This is a genomic window from Stenotrophomonas sp. SMYL41, assembly GCF_036319965.1.
Classification (GTDB): Bacteria; Pseudomonadota; Gammaproteobacteria; order Xanthomonadales; family Xanthomonadaceae; genus Stenotrophomonas; species Stenotrophomonas maltophilia_R.
This window is the reverse complement of the sequence record NZ_JAWIRX010000014.1, coordinates 65,288-83,215: the sequence shown is the minus strand read 5'-3', so window position 1 is coordinate 83,215 and position 17,928 is coordinate 65,288. Positions and strand designations below refer to the sequence as shown.

Here is a 17,928-nt window from a genome sequence, read left to right as displayed (position 1 = left end):
CCCAGCCTCGGTGAGCGGAGTTTTTATATGAGCAGAAAGAAGAACAAGCAGGCCGAGAACACCATCCCAGCTGGATACACGCTCGACTACGTTTCCGGCAGACAGATCAAGGAAACGAAGAAAGAGCTCGTTCGGCAGCGGGTAGTTCGTGCCCTGATCCATGAATACGGATTCTCTCCGGAAGACATGGAGCTGGATTTCTCCATTGGCGGGCGCAAGAAGGTGGATGTGGCCATCTTCCACCACGGCAAGGACCACACGATTGAGAATTTCAGCCGCGCCGTGATTTGCCGCCAGGAACCGAACGTCGGCAAAAATGCCATGCGCATCCGCGACTTCGAGCAGGCCGCCAAAGACCTCGACGAGATCGAAACCATCATGCGCGAGGTCGATGCCGTTCAGTACGGCTTGTGGACCAACGGCCTGGAGTTCTTCTTTGTCGAGAAAGAGCAAAAGCGCTTCGAAACCAAGTGCAACCCCATCGGCGACTGGCCGATGGCCGAAGAGTCGGTCGGCACTAAGGAAGTCATCTCCGATGCCCATACCCGTGTCGCCGACAACGAGATGCTGAAGATCACCTTCCGGCGTTGCCACAACTTCATTCATGGCAACGAGGGCATGCCCAAGGACGCCGCCTTCTGGCAATTCCTGTACCTAATATTCTGCAAGATGCACGACGAGAACCTGCGTGCCAAGCAGCGGCAGGCCTGGCAGCGCCGTTTCTGGGCTGGACCCAGGGAGCAGTTCGAGCCACAAGGGCGCAAAGCCATCCGCGTCCGGATCGAGGAGCTCTTCACCGAGGTCAAGAAGCAGTACAAGAATATTTTCCGAGGCAACGAGGAGATCACTCTCTCCGACCGGGCGCTGGCCTTTATCGTTTCGGAACTGGCCAAGTACGACTTTACCCGAACTGACGTCGATGCCAAGGGCGTGGCCTACCAGGAGCTAGTTGGCGTTAACCTGCGTGGCGACCGGGGCCAGTATTTCACTCCTAGAGGCGTCGTGAAGCTGGTCATTGAGATGCTCGACCCCAAAGAGACCGAGACTCTGCTGGACCCGGCCTGTGGCACGGGCGGCTTCTTGGTCGCGACCCTCGGGCACATGTTGAAGAAGTTCCGCGAAGAGCAAAACATCCAGGCCGGAAACGAGAACACCACCGAGTTCCTGAACATCCACGAACGGCTGAAAGAGTATGCCGCCGCCAATGTCTTCGGCACCGACTTCGACCCGTTCCTGATCCGCGCCGCTCAGATGAACATGGTGCTGGCGGGCGATGGCCGTGGACATATCTACAACATCAACTCATTGGAGTTTCCGCTGGGGCATCTAGCCGACCTGCCCAGCGTCAAGAAGGAGATCCCGCTGGCGTCGGTGGATATCATCGCCACCAACCCTCCCTTCGGCTCCGACATCCCGATTACGGACAAGCACATTCTGGAGCAGTACGAGCTGGCTCATGGCTGGGAGCCGGACGGCGAAGGTGGATTCCGCAACACCGGCGTTCTCAAGGGCAGTGTTGCCCCCGAAATTCTCTTTATCGAGCGCTGCATCAAGTGGCTCAAGCCGGGGACCGGCCGCATGGGCATCGTTCTTCCCGACGGCGTTCTCGGCAATCCGGCCGCGGAATACATCCGCTGGTGGATCATGCGCGAAACGCAGGTGCTTGCTTCCGTCGACCTGCCGGTAGAAGCCTTCATTGCCGAAGCCAACGTCAACATCCTCACTAGCTTGCTGTTCCTGCGCCGCAAGGACGACCAGGAGAAGCATCGCGAGGCCCTGGGTAGTGCCGAGGAATACCCAGTCTTCATGGCCGTTGCCGACAAGGTTGGCTTCGACCGCCGTGGTAACAAACTCTACAAGCGCACCCCGGACGGCGAAGAGATTGTCGAGCCCAAGCAGCATATCGAGCGCATCCGTATCGGCGGGCGCTTCGTGGAACGGACCCTGACCCGCAGTGAAAAGATCGAGGACAACGATCTGCCGGTCATCGCTGAGAAGTACCGCGAATTTCTCAAGGAGCAGAACGGGTGAGCGATCAAGACGACATCATCGAGACCCCGCAGGATGCTGCCGAAGGGAGCGGCCCGGATAACTTTTTCATCGACATCCTGACCGGCAACAAGGAAAGCGCCTCGGCCAAGAAGCTGCTGGTGCAGAAAGTTCTGCGCCAGCTCATCGAGAGCTATGGCTTTGACCGAAACGATCTGGAGGTCAACTACAACCCGCAGATCCCCGGCCAGGGGCGCAAGCGCATCGACATCGCGATTTTCCGCCCCGATGCCGAGCACAATAACGACAACCTGCAGCGGATCATCGTCTGCAAAAATCAGAAAAAGCGAGACAAGCTCCGCTCCATTGCCGAGGCCGACGCCGACCTGCGCGAGCTCAAGGAGCTGCTGGAACTGATCCCGGGCGCGACGCTGGGCATGTGGACCAACGGTCAAGAAGAGTTCCTGTTCCAGGTCGAGCGCACCCGATTTGAAGTCCGGCCCAAACCGCTGGGTGTCTGGCCGGTTCCGGGCGAACGTACCTCCGATCTCGATCGCACCGGTGGTGTCATTCAGGTCAGCGCCGAAGCGGGAGATCTGGAAGACGCCCTGATGCGCTGCCGCCAATATCTGAACCGCAACCTTGGTCTCGATCACAAGGATTCCTTCAAGCAGTTGGCCGTGCTGATGCTAGCCAAGATCCACGACGAGACCCTGCCCACCGGTGACCGCAGGTTCTGGATCAGGGGGGACGAGCCTTTCACCGAGGCCGGCCAACAGGCCATTGCCCAGCGCATCACCGAATCCATTGCCGCCGCCAAGGCCTGGCAACCGAACCTGCTGACCCGTGGCTGGGATCTGACGCTGGAACCCCACGAGACCGCCCGCGTGGTCATGGAGCTGGCCCGTTACTCTCTGAGCGAAACCCAGCCCCGTTACCGTACCGAGGCCTTCCGTGCGGTTGCCCGCAGCGTGATGGACGGCCGCGAGGGCCGCTACCCTACGCCGCTCAACGTGGCCGAAATGGCGGTGGAGATGCTCGACCCGCAACCCGGCGAACGCATCATGGACTGCTCCAGCGGCACCGGCACCTTCCTGGCCATGACCGCTGCGCACATCTTCAAGAAAAAACTGGCGGCCGTCGGCACGACGCCTGAAGAGGCCACCAACGAACAGATCCGCCAGGCGCAAAACGAAACCGCCGCCTGGGCGGCCAGCAATGCCCTCGGCTGCGACATTGATCCCTTCCTGGCCGTGGCCAGCCGTATGAACCTGCTGTTCACCACCGGCAATCCCGGTCGTGTGTTCCGCATCGATGCTCGCACCTTCCCGGACGGCGATCTGGATGGCATTGAAGCCGCTCGCCCGGCCATGCCGCTGGGCAGCATGGATATGGTTCTGCTCAACCCCTGGTTCTCGACACAAGACACGGTCAGCGACACCTCCATCCTGGAGCGCTACGACCTGGGCAACAACTGGGAGCGCGACGAAGAAGGTGGATTCCGCAACACCGGCAATCTAAACATCGGCGGTGTGCCGCCCGAGGTGCTGTTTATCGAACGCGCCCTGCAATGGGTGAAGCCCGGCACCGGCCGCGTGAGCATCCTGCTGCCCGACGGCTTGCTGGGCAATCCCAGCGATGAGTACGTGCGCTGGTGGGTTCTGCGCCACTGCGAGGTCTTGGCCTCGGTTGACCTGCCGGTGGAGCCGTTCAAGGTCACGGTGAAGGAATATGGCCTGACGCCCGCCTTGCCCAGTCTCCTGGTACTGCGCCGCCGCAGTCAGGAAGAACTCATCAATACCGAACACCCCGAATACAAGGTCTTCATGGCCGTGGTGGACCGGGCTGGTGTCGATGCCCGGGGCAATCTCCTGTTTCAGCGAGCCCCCGATGGAGAGGAACTGGTTTTCGATGAGGAAGTGATCGAACGGGTTCGAGAAGGCGGTGAAGTGGAAATCCGTCGGACTACACGCCGCAACCGCCGCGTTCATGACGAGCTGCCGCTGGTGGCAGCGAAATACAAGGAATTTCGCGCAACCGGCGAGGTGAAATTATGACCAGAAAATTTCAAGTAAAAACTGTGCCGAGCACCTGGTTGGAGCATAACGGTCGTCGTTTGGACTGTGGCCCCTACTTGTCCGGAGCTATTGAGGCCAAAGAGCTTCTCAAGAAATTCCACACCCAGCAACTTAACAGCCTTACCTCAGGTTATAACAATGGAATTTTCAATGGACCTCGATTTCCACGAACCTACGTGGAGAGCAGAAAACATGGTGTTCCTTTTCTCGGGAGCACAGACATTCTATGCGCAGATCTATCGACGCTTGAGCTGCTTTCAAACAAGCAAGTTACTTCCAATCCGGCTTTGTTAATCGATGAAGGCTGGACGCTCATTACCTGCTCAGGGACTATCGGGCGCATGGCATATGCGAGAAGTGACATGAAGGGAATGGCTGGGTCGCAGCATTTTATGCGAGTCGTTCCTGATAGAGAAAAGATTAAGCCTGGGTACCTATATGCCTATCTGTCCAGTCGATTTGGTGTGCCCCTAGTGGTTTCTGGTACCTATGGCGCCATAATTCAGCACATAGAACCACACCATATTTCTGACTTGCCCGTACCGCGACTTGGCCATATTGAGGACGAGGCTCATGAGCTAATTCAGCGAGCGGCGGACTTAAGAGCGGAGGCTTGCAATCAAATTGAATGGGCAAGCAGTGAGGCCATTAAAGAACTTGGCTTAATGGAGCTTGACTCTAAAGGTGTAACGGAATTTGGGTGGTCTATCGTCTCCTCAAACGATCTGCGTCGCAGATTGGACGCGCCATTCCATTCTCCTGCTGCCCTTCAAGCGGAGGTCGCAGTGAGAAATGGTAGACATCGTGCTGAGAAGCTTAAGAACGTGGTGGATCGGCTTTTCAAGCCTCCTATTTTCAAACGAATATGGGTTGAAGGGCCGAAGTACGGCCCCCAGTTCGTGAGTGGTAATGATGCCTATTTGTATCAAGCTAATGAACCAAGATATGTCAGCGCAAAGACACCAAACTTTGATGAGTTCATAGTCAAGAAAGGATGGGTTATTTTTCAAGCAGCCGGGCAAGTGTATGGATTGTTCGGGCGGCCAATTTTTGTTTGCGGCTGGTTGGAGGATGTTTTCTGTGCAGATGACCTATACAGGATAGTGCCCAACTCTATAGACGACGGCGCTTACATCTACTTGTTTTTGCGAACACCGCATGGGCAAGCGCTAGTCAAGAGACAAGCTGCGGGAAACAGCATACCCCGTGTTTGGGACCCGCATATGGAAGGGTTTGAATTGCCTTGGCCAGATGAGCCCACTCGGAAAAAGCTAGCCTTGCCGGTGATTGAAGCACACGAGAAAGTAGCCAAAGCTCTTGCTCTAGAGTTGCAAGGTATAGCCCTCGTCGAGCACGCCATTGAGGAGGGAGGTCGCTAATGGCGAAGGTCATACCCATCGGGCAACCCGCGAACGAATCTGAACGTCAGGCCATCGGTTTCCTTCGGGATCATTTGCCTGATGGCTGGCTGATTTTCCACAACTTCGAGATGCGCCAAGGGCAGGAGGTGTTCGAAATCGACATCGCCATCCTCGCGCCTCATGCGGTGTATCTGGTGGATGTCAAAGGGACGCGGGGCAACATCGATGTGTATGGCTCCAAGTGGTATCCGCAGGGCCGGCAACCGTTTCACTCGCCCCTCGCGAAGCTTCGTCACCACGCGAAGGTGATGGCCAGCTTCATCCGCGATAGCAATCCCGGACAGATCGAGCTGCGCAAGGCTCATGTCCATGCCGCCGTGTTGCTCACCGCGGATGACGCCGCCGTGTTCGACCAGGCGGGCATCGACAGCCCGGACGTGACCGACTTCAAGCACTGTCTGAAATACTTCCGCGACGCGAGCCGCATTCCCGACAACCGGCTGGATAACATCACCCGCTTCCATTCCCAGATCGCCAAGGCGATCACCGGCAACGCCAAGCCCAAGAGCGCGGCGCTGGTGTTCCGCGACTGGCAGGTGGAAGAGAAGCTGGGCGGCACCGACCGCTATACCGAGTACCGCGCCAAGCACAACCTGTTGGGCAAGAGCGGCGGCATGGCCCGCCTGCGGGTCTACCAGGCCGACCCGTACCAGGACGAGGCTGCCCGCAAGGAAGAGTTCAAGAAGATCAGCAACGCCTATCGCGCCGTGGCGCACATGCCGACCCACGCCAATGTGCTGGCGGTGAAGGATCTGTTCGTCTCCGACGATGAAGACAAGGTGGTGCTGGTCACTGAGGATCTGCCTGGCCAGGCCCTGCGCCTGCACATCAACAAGGTCTCGATGGCGCTGACCTTCGATCAGAAGCTCCAAGTGATGCGCGACGTGCTGTCGGCCCTGGACCATGCGCACCGGCATGAGGTGATCCACCGCAACCTGACCCCGGACGCCATTCTGCTGACCAAGGGCGGCCAGGCCCGGGTAACCGATTTCGATTTCGCCAGGGTGGGCAAGAACCGCACCTCTACCATCGCCGATCAGGTGGTGGATGATCTGGATGCTACCTACCAGGCTCCAGAGTGCTTCAAGGAACCGACCCAGGCCAGCATTGCCTCCGACCTCTATGCCGCCGGGCTGATCTTTTTTGAACTGCTGACCGGCGAGCTGCCCTTTGAAAGCGTCGACCAGATGATGGAGGCCGACGGCAAATTCCCCATCAAGCCCTCGGAGCACAAGCCGGACCTGCCCAAGGGGATCGACGAGTGGTTGCAGAAGTTCTGCGAGTTTGACCCGGAGGAACGGCACACGAGCGCAGCCATCGCTCGCAAGGCCCTGGATGATCTGATTCTGCCAGAGGCCAAGAACGACTCAGGCCCGGCCGTGGTTGTGCCACAGCTCCCAGATAACCTGATGAACTTGCCGCAGGATTTCATCCTGGCGGATCGCTTCCGCATTCAGAAGAAGTTGGGCAGCGGCGGCTTCGGCGTCGCCTACAAGGTGTTCGATTCCCTGGGCGATGTGGTCCGCGTCATCAAACTGGTGACCAAGGACCGCCGCAGTGTGTACGAACGGCTGCGCCGCGAGTACAAGACCCTGGCCAATCTCCCCGAACATCCGCATGTGGTGAAGGTGATCTGGGCGGATCGCATGGCCGATGCTAAGCAGACGCCTTACATTGTCTTTGAGTATGTGGAAGGTTTGGATGTTTCCGATCTGATCGATGCCGAGGCGTTGTCGCTGGATGATGCCGTGCGCATCGCGCGCGAGGCCGCCGAGGGGCTGGCCCATCTCCACAAGCACGGCGTTTACCATCAGGACGTCAAGCCCTCCAATCTGCTTTGGACGGACAAAGGCGTCCGGATCATCGATTTCAACGTCGCGGTCTCCGAGAACGATGAGGTTCAAGGAGGTGGTGGCACGCGCCGTTACCTGCCGCCGGATTACGACTACTCCTCCGAGCCGGATGCTTCGGATCGAATGGATCGTGACCTCTATGCCTTGGGCATCTCCTTCTATGAGTGCCTGACCGGCAAGTATCCATTCGACGATCCCACGCCGCCGATCAAGACTCAGCCCAGGGACCCCAAGCAGTTCAAAGGCTGCGCCGACCTCAGCTCGTCGCTGGTCAATGTGCTGGCGAAAATGATCGCGCCGGAGCGCAAGGATCGTTTTGCGTCGGCGGAGGAGTTCTTGATTGCCCTGGCCGAAGTCAAGCGCCTGCGCTCGGTGCTGACGACCGGCGAGATTGGTGCCGGACCCAAGGTGGTGTCCAAGCTGGGTTTCGAGCCGACCAAGCCGAACACCAACCCCTTTGTCACCCACCTGCTGACGCTCTATAGCCAGAGCCAGGTGTCCAACGCAGGCACCCGTGGCCTCGACGAAGTTGGCAAGGCCACCTACGTTCCGACCTATCTGGACGAAAAGCTCAAGCCCGCGCTGCTCAAGGGCGAGTTCCGTTTGGTCATCATCAGCGGTAACGCCGGCGACGGCAAGACGGCCTTCATTCAGCAGTTCGAGGCCTTTGCCGAGAGCAAGGGCGCACAGATACAGCGCGGCGCGAACGGGGCTGTGTTCCAGCTCAAGGGGCATACCTACCAAAGCAACTACGACGGGAGCCAGGATGAAGGCGACGAGCGCAACGATGCCGTGCTTCAGAAGTTCTTCGCTCCCTTCGCGGGCAAGGATGCCTCCGACTGGCCCGAGAATCAGACCCGCCTAATCGCCATCAACGAGGGACGGCTGGTCGACTTCTTCCTTGAGCATGAAGAAGAGTTCCCGTTGCTTGCCAAGCAGATCCAGCAGGGCTTGGCCGGAGCTGCTCCGGAAGGCGGTATCGCGGTTATCAACCTCAACCTGCGCTCGGTGGTCGCCGAACCCGAGGAAGGTCAACCTTCGATTCTGGAGCGGCTGATCGCCCGCATGACCCAGCAGGAATACTGGCAGGCATGCGACAAGTGCGATCTCAAGGGCAAATGCTACGCCTATCACAACGCCCGGACCTTCCAGGACCCGGTTGCCGGTCCCAAGGTGATCGAGCGCCTGAAGATGCTCTACACCATTACGCACCTGCGCGGCCGACTGCACATCACCATGCGCGACCTTCGTTCGGCGCTGGCCTTCATGCTGGTAGGCACCCAGGATTGCGACGGCATTCACCACCTCTATCAGAACGGCGGTGAAGAAACCCAGAATCGCATCCTTGACGGTTTCTATTTCAACTCGTGGCTTGGTGGGGCGGAAGGCTCCAATGACCGGCTGATTGCCTTGCTGCGCGAAATTGACGTCGCCGAAGTCAGCAATCCCGATCTGGACCGCGAGCTTGGCTTCCTCAATCCCAAGACCAAGGCCATGAGCCGCTTCTCGTTCGCGGAGCGGGCTGGGTACGACGATGAACTTGTGGCGACGCTGTTCCGCAATCTGCCTCGCGATTACTCGTCGAAGAACCGTGCTCGACTGATCGCCAAGCACCGCAATTATTTATCGCATATGCGCCGTCGCCATTTCTTTGAGCGACGCGACACCGGCTGGAAGGAGATGCTGCCATATGGAAGCATCGATCCCTTCCTGGATGCCATTGAGCAGCCGGGAGCAAAAAGCACAGATGAGGTTACGGCCATTCTTCGAGCCATCAACCGGGGCGAAGGTCTGAGCGATCCGGCGCGTTTGGGCAACCAGTTGGCGCTGCGTGTTCGCCAAGTGGATAAGGGCACCATCCGCAGTTACCGTCTCTTTGACGGCGACCATTTCACGCTCCGCACCGCGCAGGAAACAGCGGCTCACCCTTTCCTTGAATACCTGTCTCAGGCGCTGGTGCTGCTTTACGACTCCGGCGACGGGCACAAGGCCAGCCTGCGCATCAACCTTGACATCTATGAAATGCTGATGCGGCTCAACAACGGCTACCGTCCCAGCATCGAGGAGCAGGAAGGTTTCCTGTTAAGTCTGGCGGTATTCAAAAACCTGTTATCTGCTGCACTCTATCAAGAAGTTCTGCTGACGGAAAATGGGCTCCGGTTCTACCAGATAAACAGAAAAGAGGATGGCGTATTGGCATTGGGTGTTTCTGAAAAGGGGGCTGAATATCATGTCAATCAAGGGTAGAGACAAGGAATTCAGAACACCTAAGGTCAGTTATTTGCATTGGCAGCACACGGAAATGGATCGTGTGCTGACCATGCTATTTCCTCGCCTCAAATTCAATGGCTATGGCAGTCGCAAGCCGCCGCGCGCAAATATTTTGCAGCCAGAAGAATTTGCAGATGAAATGATGCTATCCGAAGAGGTTAAGCAGTATTTTGAGGGATTTGACGAACATCCCTCCATTGTCCACAAGTGGGTAGAGACCGAACTTCTTGATGTGGTAAATCGGGGCAAGTCGAATCAAGCTGTCGCCTCTCCGCGCCCGCTTCATGGAGAGACCTACAAATTTCGAAATTCGAAGCACTGCCGTGACTATGGGGCAGCCGAGCAGATTTATTGGATGCTCTACTATGCCCGCAAAGGCAAGGGCCAGGCCGCCCGAGACACGCTAAAACGCTTCTTTTTCCCTGGGATTGACCATGTAACCGGTAGGCATGAATCCGGCACGGTCGTCGATGTAGAAACCCAAGCGCTACTTCGCTTCGATTCTCAAGTTACTCAGGACACACAGGACTCCAAGGAGCCCGAGCGCTTTCCACCACTTCTAATCGATCAGGCCGACACCATGGCCGACGACATTCTGCGGCTATTGGCCTATGAGCCCCATATTCCTCGCTCGGTGCTGGTGGATTACCTTAAAACCCTGATGGCATTCCATCTGGCGCTCTACCACCTCAAGCTGTTGCAGATACTGCCCAAGCTGGTGAAGCAGCGCTCGGACAATGCGCTGGCGAGTTCACCTGATCCCGTGGCGCTGGTCGTGGATATGGGGGACGTCAATAATCCGCATATGGTCGAGCTGGCTCGCAAGTCCACTGACCGGCTCTATCGCCAGATTCCTGCCTTTGTGCAGGCCAATTTCGTCGTCAAGAAGCTCGATGAGATGGCGGAATACCTGAGCAAGAAGACGGGCAAGCTGACCGCTCCAGGGGCCGGCGTGTTTACCGTCGGCGATCTGGTTTCTCTACTGAAGCCCGAGCACGACGCCGAGCGGCAAGCCTACTTCAAGTTCCGCCTGGCCAGCCTGATCGAGGAGTCGGCCTCTGGAAACGAGGACATCGATCCGGAGATCCGGGACGTCACCGCCATGGGCCTTGGCGAGTTCGAATCCTTCATAGAAATCCTGATGGCATATCGCGGCAAGTATCACCGCCAGTACATCACTGAGTGCCTGGACTCACTGCTGCTGAAGAACAAGGAGAACGGCCTGTTGGCCCAATCCCGAACCAAGGGAAGTCCTCGGCGGTTTGTGCTGGGAAGCAAGCTTCTTGAGGTGCTCCTTCAGGTGGCTGTGCTCACTCAGGATGACGGGCGTTTCGTGACCCGCGAGGTTCGCATCGAAGAGTTGCTGGCCTTTTTGAGAAGCCGCTACGGCCTTCACATCGACCGGCTGCCGGAAGGAGCACAGGCCAACAGCAGCATCCTCGACAGACGCGCCCTGCGCCTCAACCTCGAAGCCTTCAAGCGTCGCCTGCGTGAAATCGGGTTCTACGAGGACCTGTCGGATGCCTACGTGACCCAGAAGGTATCGCCCCGCTATGCGATTGAGAGAAATGACGGAACAGATAAAAACGGGAGGCACGCATGAGTAATGCGTTCACCAAGCTTTCCCAGGACAAGTTGAATGCGGCGGTCGCTTGTCTGCTGTGCCCCCGTATCGAAGCGATCCTGGGTGACCGTGGCCCAGGCCACTGCATGCGGGTCACCGATCTCGATGACGAGGTAATGGAGTCGGTCTGCAAGGAACTACGTCGGACCCGACCCGACGGAAATATCTTTATCCTCGGCAGCCATGATCAGGAGGGCCAGCCCTTCCGAGTCACTTCCACCAAACTGGTGGAGTTGCGCAACCCGGACGCGAACGGCGAGCTGCGTCAGCCGTTGCTGGTCTTCATACCGACTTCGCTTCGCACCAGCGCCGAGGACTCTTTCGGTGTGGCGACCTTCGAGGAGCTGACCTTCGCCGGTATCTACGAGGACCTTATCGACTCGCTGCTTGATCGGCTCCCGACAACGCTGGTTGGCCATGCTCGCGATCTTCTGGGCATCCTCACCGACGAGGAGTGGCTGTTTGCCGACCATGTTTCCCGCGTGCGGTACCTGCTCACTGCGCTCGAAAACGGGATTGATGGCGAAACCCTCGGGGCCAGCCTGTATGAATTGACGTTGATTCCAGACTTCAAGCTCTTTGCCGATCCCGGCATGGTCAATGGCAAGATTCGCCGTAACCTCGGCAGCGTCCGCAGTCTGATGGCCTCGCACAAGTCGGTTCGTGGTCGTATCGCCGATCTGGGACTCAGCGACAAGGCATTGGAGTCGCGACTATTCACCTATTTTGAAAAATACGAAGTCCAGGAGCCCGAATCCTGGACGCCGCCCATCGCGACCGACAAGAGCTGGTGGAGCATTTCATTCGATAAATGGACGTTCCAGGAAGAGCTTTCGCTGGACAAGGTCCTGCTGACAGTACTGGAGACCGACTTGCCAGTCGTTCAGGAGGATGAGACCGACGACCAACTCTCCGGCCTCATCGGGCAACAGGTTCTGGTGCCGAACGACCGCCGCAAAATGAACGTGGTGTTCGAGGTTAGCCCTCACCCCGGCAAGGTAAGCGGGCTTGATCATTTTACGGTTCAGATCATTTCGCAGAATGACGGCCCGGTTGGAAAATCTAAGAAAGTCAAGGCCTGGACGCCGAACCGTCTGCAATGCACGACCAACTTGGCCAAGCTCAATAAGATCGAATTCGAGGAAGGATGGCATTTCATCCGTGTAATGCCTTGGACGGCCGATGGCGATCCGATTCCGCTGGAAGCGGATTCCGCCTCCGAGGGCGCAAGACGTTCCTACGAGAGCGAACCTTTCTACGTCCTGCCCGGTGGCAACATCGAGGAAGAACCACCGCAACGCGCCATACCCATTGAGCAGAGCCTGGAGCATGCGCGTTTCCGGCTGCAACTGACTGCCCTGGGCGATGAACGCGATCCCGATGATATCGCCATCAGTGGTGTCGCCTGGGCCGAGGGCGGTCGTTCCAAGAAGACCTCTCGCCAGGAAACCCTACACGCAAAATTCGGTCGTGAGGGCGCGGTTCAGATTCCGCTTTCGCGTATGCTCAAAACCATCGAGCAGCGCGTCTTGGCGGAGCCTAAGCACCCGTCAGGCTGGCGAATGCAGATCAATCTGGATACCGCCGAGCCGCCTTCCGAGGTTGGACTCACGCTGCCATCTTCCGCCGCGATGGCTTCCTTCTTGGCTGCCCGCGAAGAGTTTTTTGCAGCAGTGCGCAAAGACACTGCCGAGCTGATCATGCAGGGGCTTTCGTTCCGCGACTCGGAAAGGGAATGCCTCGCGTATGCTGAAAGCTACCTTGACTTGGTCAGGAACCTCATCCGTCAGGCCGAGACGACTTCTGGTGCCGAGCGTCAGCAACACTTGCAAGCGCTCAAAAATGTGCTGGCCGTCGATTCCATTCATGTCATCTTGACCGACTTCGGTGGAAGGCACCGGGAGGCTGTTTTGGTCTCCCCAACCCATCCGCTTCGTGCCTTGTGGCTGAGCAGTTGGGTCGCCCTGGGTAAGGATTGGATTGAGAAGATCAAGTCAGGCGGAAAGGATCACATTCCTCACGTCCGTTCCGCGCTGTTGGATGGCCTTGTGCCCTCTGCCTATCCGGTCGGTATTCCCGTCGAGGATGGCCGCATCTTCACTCCGGTGGACAACCTGAATGCTTTCTGGGCGCTCTACGCCCCGACGACCGAGGAAAATTCCCGTGGTCTGATGGCGGAAATCTGTTCAGCGCTCGGCTTGGCCGAGCCCTCTGCGGCGGGATCAGATATTTCCGGACAAGTCATTGCGGACAAGATCGAGCGCTATCTCTCTCAGCATCCCTATGTTCGAGAGTTATCACTGAACATCTTCAACCCTGGGGCCGGATCGGTGATTGCGGAGGCTCTGCTATCGCTCCAGCAGAAGCGCGAGCATGCCGATTTGCGCTATGACGTGCGGCTCTTTACCACCGATCCCGACTCACCTGTTTTGGGCGAGGCTCTTGAGTCGATGGTCCGTCCCGGAGCCACGGTAAACGAGGCCGCCGACGCATTTGCGACCTCAACGGGCAGCCATCTGTTTTCCAAACTGAACTTGGCCAAGCACCCCCTGAATGAATTCCATGCAAATTCCAAGGAGTTCCCGGCCCACATCAGTGTTCTTCTGGATGTGTTTCCCGCCGAGGAGCTTTCCATTGCAGAGAAGCCGATGGGCGTGACCCCACTGCATGGGCTGATACAGGACTTTGACACTGAATTCGTTGATGACGATTCGGGAACCTTTTGGAACAAGCGGCCGATTGTCGGGCGCTCCCTCGGCGCGGACAACCATGCGGCGTGCTTCGATTTACTGTCGTCCCTGAGCCGACACCTCTGCTTTGCTACCTCAGCGGTTGCTGCTTCTGGTGCCAGCTTCAAAGCTGTGCCTGTGGTGACCCTTGGCCTCGATGTGGCCCAACGAGAACTGATCTACGAGGTTCACCAGATCAGCGATTGGGTGTTCACCATCGACCGAAATATGGGGATTGAGTTCTTCGACCATGGCGGCCGGAAGAACAGACCGGACTATCTGATTGACTATGTGCCGGGAGCCAGCTCCCAGGCGACACACAACCTGATCATCTCGTCGCGCTCGAACGATGAACTGGAGGCGATGCTCAAGCCGGTGCTGCTTGAGCATGGCTTGTCCGCCGACGGCGAGCAGTCGGTCCAGATCCTGGCAAATCTGCGGTCGCTGTCCGGTCAACTAGCGCTCAAGCTGATTTCTGCTCGCACACAACAGGCGGAGGCACTTGGTCTGGCTTTGGCTCGGCTCTACCTCGAATATCAGGGCGCATTGAGCAATCAGGTCATTGTGCCGTTGGATGCGCACACGGACCTTTACCGCTCAAGCGGTGAGTCAGACGATGTCAATGATGCAATCAGTCTGCAACGCACCGACTTGGGATTGTTCGACTTGGATTTGAACACCAGAACGATCACTTGCAACCTGGTCGAGGTGAAATGCTATTCGCAAGTGGGCGACTTTGCGGCCTTCAACCAACTGAAGGAACGGATTTCCGCCCAGATCAATCAGAGCGAGCGCATCCTCCAGCGCCACTTTGACCCGGCCTTGAAGAAGCCCGACCGGCCGGATAGGTTGCTCAAGAGCCGGGAGTTGGCTCAGATCCTTCGTTTCTATCTAGAGCGCTCACTACGTTACGGGATCTTTGATGCGACTGCTGCGCAGGAAGCACGAGGGCTACTTGAATCCATCGAGCAAGGCTACTCGCTTCAGTTCAGACGCTGCGCCCTGATCTTCGACTTCGACAAGACCGGAACCGAGGCCCCCGACAACGAGGTTGGCATTGAATTCCACCGCATCGGTAAGGATCTCATTCGCGCCTTACTGGAGAACTGCCGCAAGCCTGTTTCCGTCGAGATTGAGGAAGAACCGACCACGCACCTTCTTAGCGAGCAGTTCATACCGAACGTGCCAAAACTTGAGACAGCGGCCTTTATCGCACCCAAGAGAGCGCGGTCAACGTCCTGGACGGTGGATGAGCTCTGGGACGATGATCCGGAGGTACCAATCACCGCGCCAACACCCCCGGCCGCAGAGGGAGCACCTGCGCCTGCTCACCAAGAGGCAGAAGAACAGGCGAGCCCTGTCGAGCCAACCCCTCCGTCTTCTATCGCTTCGGAAGTCGAAAAGGATGACGAACAACCTGCCGTGGCTGCCGTACCGGAAGCGCATGCTGAACCAGAGCATGGAGGGCACCCGGCGTCCGAGCCTGTGCCTCAAGCAGAGGCCTGCTATGACATCATGCTCGGCGTCAATGGCGACTCGCCTCAGTACGGATTACTCGGAGAGGTCTCCGGTAGAAAGGTCGCGCTAGATCTCAACCACACCCACACGATCAGTCTCTTTGGGGTTCAAGGCGGCGGCAAGAGCTACACACTTGGAACGGTGATCGAGATGGCCTCCATGCCGTTCCAGCATATCAACGTGCTGCCAAGCCCGCTTGCCACGGTCATCTTCCATTACAGCCCGACGCAGGATTATGCGCCGGAGTTTACCTCGATGATCAATTCGAACTCGGTGGATGAGGAGATTCGCGTCCTTCGCGAACGTTACAAGGCCAACCCAGAAGCGCTGAAAGATGTGCTGATTCTTACCCCTGCGAACAAGGTGGATGATCGCCGGGCCGAATACCCGGATATCGAGGTTAAGCCGATTGCTTTCTCTGCCTCCGAGCTTAAGGCCGCCCACTGGAAATTCCTGATGGGTGCGATTGGCAGCCAGAGCATGTACATGCGCCAGATCAATCTCATAATGAGGGGGCTGCGCGACAACCTGACCTTGGACGCCCTACGAGCAGGCATTGATAACTCTGGCCTGTCCGATCACCTGAAGGAGCTGGCCCAGACGCGCCTGCTGTTCGCCAGTGAATACATCAACGATAACCAACGGCTTCAAGACCTGATCCGTCCGGGCCGCTTGATCATTGTGGATCTGCGTGACGAGTACATTGAAAAGGATGAAGCGCTCGGTCTGTTCGTGGTGATGTTGCAGATTTTCTCGGAAGCCACTTACCAAGGAGGCGCCTTTAACAAGCTCGTGGTATTTGACGAAGCCCACAAGTACATAGAGAACGATGATCTAGTTTCCGGATTGGTTGAAGTGGTTCGGGAAATGCGACATAAAGGCACCAGCATCATGGTCGCGTCCCAAGACCCGCCATCGGTTCCCGTTTCTCTAATTGAGCTGTCCTCACAGATCATCATGCACAAGTTCAACTCACCAGCCTGGCTTAAGCATATCCAGAAGGCCAATGCCGCCCTCGGAGAGTTGACTTCCGAGAAAATGAGTCACCTCGGTGCAGGCGAAGCCTATGTTTGGTCAAGCAAGGCCTCAGATGACTCGTTCACCCGCGGCGCAGTGAGAATCAAATGCCGTCCACGCATCACCCAGCATGGCGGCAGCACAAAGACGGCAGTTGCTAACCAGCAATAGCAATGCGAGTAGGCCTCACCAATCTGAACAAAACGAAGGCGACCTCCACCAAATGAGAACTCCCTTCCTGTGGGAGTGAGTTAGGCACTTCAGCCCCCTCCTGGAACCCATTTACGGACGGGGTGCGGCTCTCCTGCTCCCGCACCCCAACCGCGCCACGCCAACCACGAACGTAAATCCGGCACCCTGCCGATTCCGATTGTTTGCGGCAGGTTCCAGCCGACCACCGCAGCATTCCGCCATCCAGACGACTGCGGAATGGCGTGATGACGACCACAGGCAAACCAACGACCGACTGCCGCCGCGCGCCGGCATTGGCCCTAGTCCTAGCCGTCGCGCTGACCAATGCCACGCCCGCGTCAGCGGGCGATGCCTCCCCAGAGCATGCGCAGTTGGCGACCCTCGCGCGCCAGCTCGATCTGATCGACCGCCTCGCCGAGCACGCCGCCCATACCGCTCCGCAGCAGCGCGCCCGCTACCACTTCGACCATGCCCGCCTGCGCGAGGATCTTCAGCGCGTCCGGGCGGGCATCCAGGACTACCTGACGCCGCCGCGCGCCCAGCCGCGCGACCCGGTCGAGCTGTCCGGTGACTACCGCCAGTCCAGCCCGCCCTCCGACGAGGATGCACCCCGATGAACGCCGCCCAGGTCAGTGCCTTCCAGGCCAATGGCGGCTTCGCCCCCGCCGCCGTGGCCACGGTGGTGCTCGGCCTCGTGTTCGCCGTCCTGCTCCTGTGGGGCGTTTGGGCCATGCGTACCGCCTACACCGGGTGGGCCGAGCAGCGCCTGTCCCAGCGCCAGTTCCTGGGTGTCGTCGTGCGCTTCGTTGCGATGTACCTGGTGCTGACCTATTTCCTCCTGTCCTGACCACCACGAAAGGCCCTACCACCATGAAGATCCATCCGATTCCCCATCGCGCTGCCACCACCATCCTCGCGCCGTTGGCGCTGATGGGCTTGCCGCTGGCGGCCCGGGCGCAGGGCCTGCCGACCATCGAGGACCCGTCGCGCGGCCAGGGCAGCGGCATCATGCAGACGCTGCAGAACTACGGCTACGACATCGTGCTACTGGTCGCGCTGCTGGTGGTCGCCTCGATGTTCGTCGGTGTGTGCTACCACGCCTATACGCGCTACTCGGAAATCCATACCGGCCGCGCCACCTGGGGCCAGTTCGGCCTCACCGTGGCCGTGGGTGCGATCTTGCTGGTGGTCGGCATCTGGCTGCTGACCAAGGCCACCGGCGTGCTCTGAGCGTCG

General features: G+C 58.3%; 9 protein-coding genes. All 9 read left to right on the top strand.

The genetic code is table 11. The features are described 5' to 3' along the window. Positions 1-27 precede the first annotated feature (27 nt). Positions 28-2,031 carry an N-6 DNA methylase gene (locus tag V3B30_RS16065; protein WP_329809712.1) on the top strand — a complete coding sequence of 668 codons (2,004 nt, stop codon included), beginning with the start codon at positions 28-30 and terminating at the stop codon, positions 2,029-2,031. Continuing rightward, the gene (locus V3B30_RS16060; protein WP_329809711.1) at positions 2,028-4,046 is read left to right on the top strand and encodes an N-6 DNA methylase; all 2,019 of its coding nucleotides are present in this window, start codon (positions 2,028-2,030) and stop codon (positions 4,044-4,046) included. The genes V3B30_RS16065 and V3B30_RS16060 overlap by 4 nt, the downstream gene beginning before the upstream one ends. After that, positions 4,043-5,446, top strand: coding sequence for a restriction endonuclease subunit S (locus V3B30_RS16055; protein ID WP_134235664.1), 1,404 nt, complete (start codon positions 4,043-4,045; stop codon positions 5,444-5,446). The genes V3B30_RS16060 and V3B30_RS16055 overlap by 4 nt, the downstream gene beginning before the upstream one ends. Further along, positions 5,446-9,588, top strand: a complete 4,143-nt coding sequence (locus tag V3B30_RS16050; RefSeq protein WP_134235663.1) for a protein kinase — start codon at positions 5,446-5,448, stop codon at positions 9,586-9,588. The genes V3B30_RS16055 and V3B30_RS16050 overlap by 1 nt, the downstream gene beginning before the upstream one ends. 55 nt (positions 9,589-9,643) lie before the next feature. Then, positions 9,644-11,215: a hypothetical protein gene (locus tag V3B30_RS16045; protein ID WP_223819788.1), complete on the top strand. Its 1,572-nt coding sequence runs from the start codon at positions 9,644-9,646 to the stop codon at positions 11,213-11,215. Continuing rightward, complete coding sequence (locus V3B30_RS16040) at positions 11,212-16,671, top strand: hypothetical protein (RefSeq protein ID WP_329809710.1); 5,460 nt, start codon at positions 11,212-11,214, stop codon at positions 16,669-16,671. Before V3B30_RS16045 ends, V3B30_RS16040 begins: the two co-directional genes overlap by 4 nt. Positions 16,672-16,937: 266 nt before the next feature. Further along, the gene (locus V3B30_RS16035) at positions 16,938-17,309 is read left to right on the top strand and encodes an RAQPRD family integrative conjugative element protein (RefSeq protein WP_134235660.1); all 372 of its coding nucleotides are present in this window, start codon (positions 16,938-16,940) and stop codon (positions 17,307-17,309) included. Beyond that, a complete protein-coding gene (locus V3B30_RS16030) occupies positions 17,306-17,539 on the top strand; it encodes a TIGR03758 family integrating conjugative element protein (protein WP_009463356.1) in 234 nt (77 codons plus the stop codon). Before V3B30_RS16035 ends, V3B30_RS16030 begins: the two co-directional genes overlap by 4 nt. A gap of 23 nt (positions 17,540-17,562) precedes the next feature. Further along, entirely contained in the window at positions 17,563-17,922 is a 360-nt protein-coding gene (locus tag V3B30_RS16025; RefSeq protein WP_134235659.1) for a TIGR03745 family integrating conjugative element membrane protein, read from the top strand. The last annotated feature ends 6 nt before the right edge of the window (positions 17,923-17,928 follow it).

Coding starts and splice junctions, on each gene's coding strand:
- V3B30_RS16065 (WP_329809712.1), top strand. CDS start 28: ATGAGCAGAAAGAAGAACAAGCAGGCCGAGAACACCATCCCAGCTGGA.
- V3B30_RS16055 (WP_134235664.1), top strand. CDS start 4,043: ATGACCAGAAAATTTCAAGTAAAAACTGTGCCGAGCACCTGGTTGGAG.
- V3B30_RS16050 (WP_134235663.1), top strand. CDS start 5,446: ATGGCGAAGGTCATACCCATCGGGCAACCCGCGAACGAATCTGAACGT.
- V3B30_RS16045 (WP_223819788.1), top strand. CDS start 9,644: ATGGATCGTGTGCTGACCATGCTATTTCCTCGCCTCAAATTCAATGGC.
- V3B30_RS16040 (WP_329809710.1), top strand. CDS start 11,212: ATGAGTAATGCGTTCACCAAGCTTTCCCAGGACAAGTTGAATGCGGCG.
- V3B30_RS16035 (WP_134235660.1), top strand. CDS start 16,938: ATGACGACCACAGGCAAACCAACGACCGACTGCCGCCGCGCGCCGGCA.
- V3B30_RS16030 (WP_009463356.1), top strand. CDS start 17,306: ATGAACGCCGCCCAGGTCAGTGCCTTCCAGGCCAATGGCGGCTTCGCC.
- V3B30_RS16025 (WP_134235659.1), top strand. CDS start 17,563: ATGAAGATCCATCCGATTCCCCATCGCGCTGCCACCACCATCCTCGCG.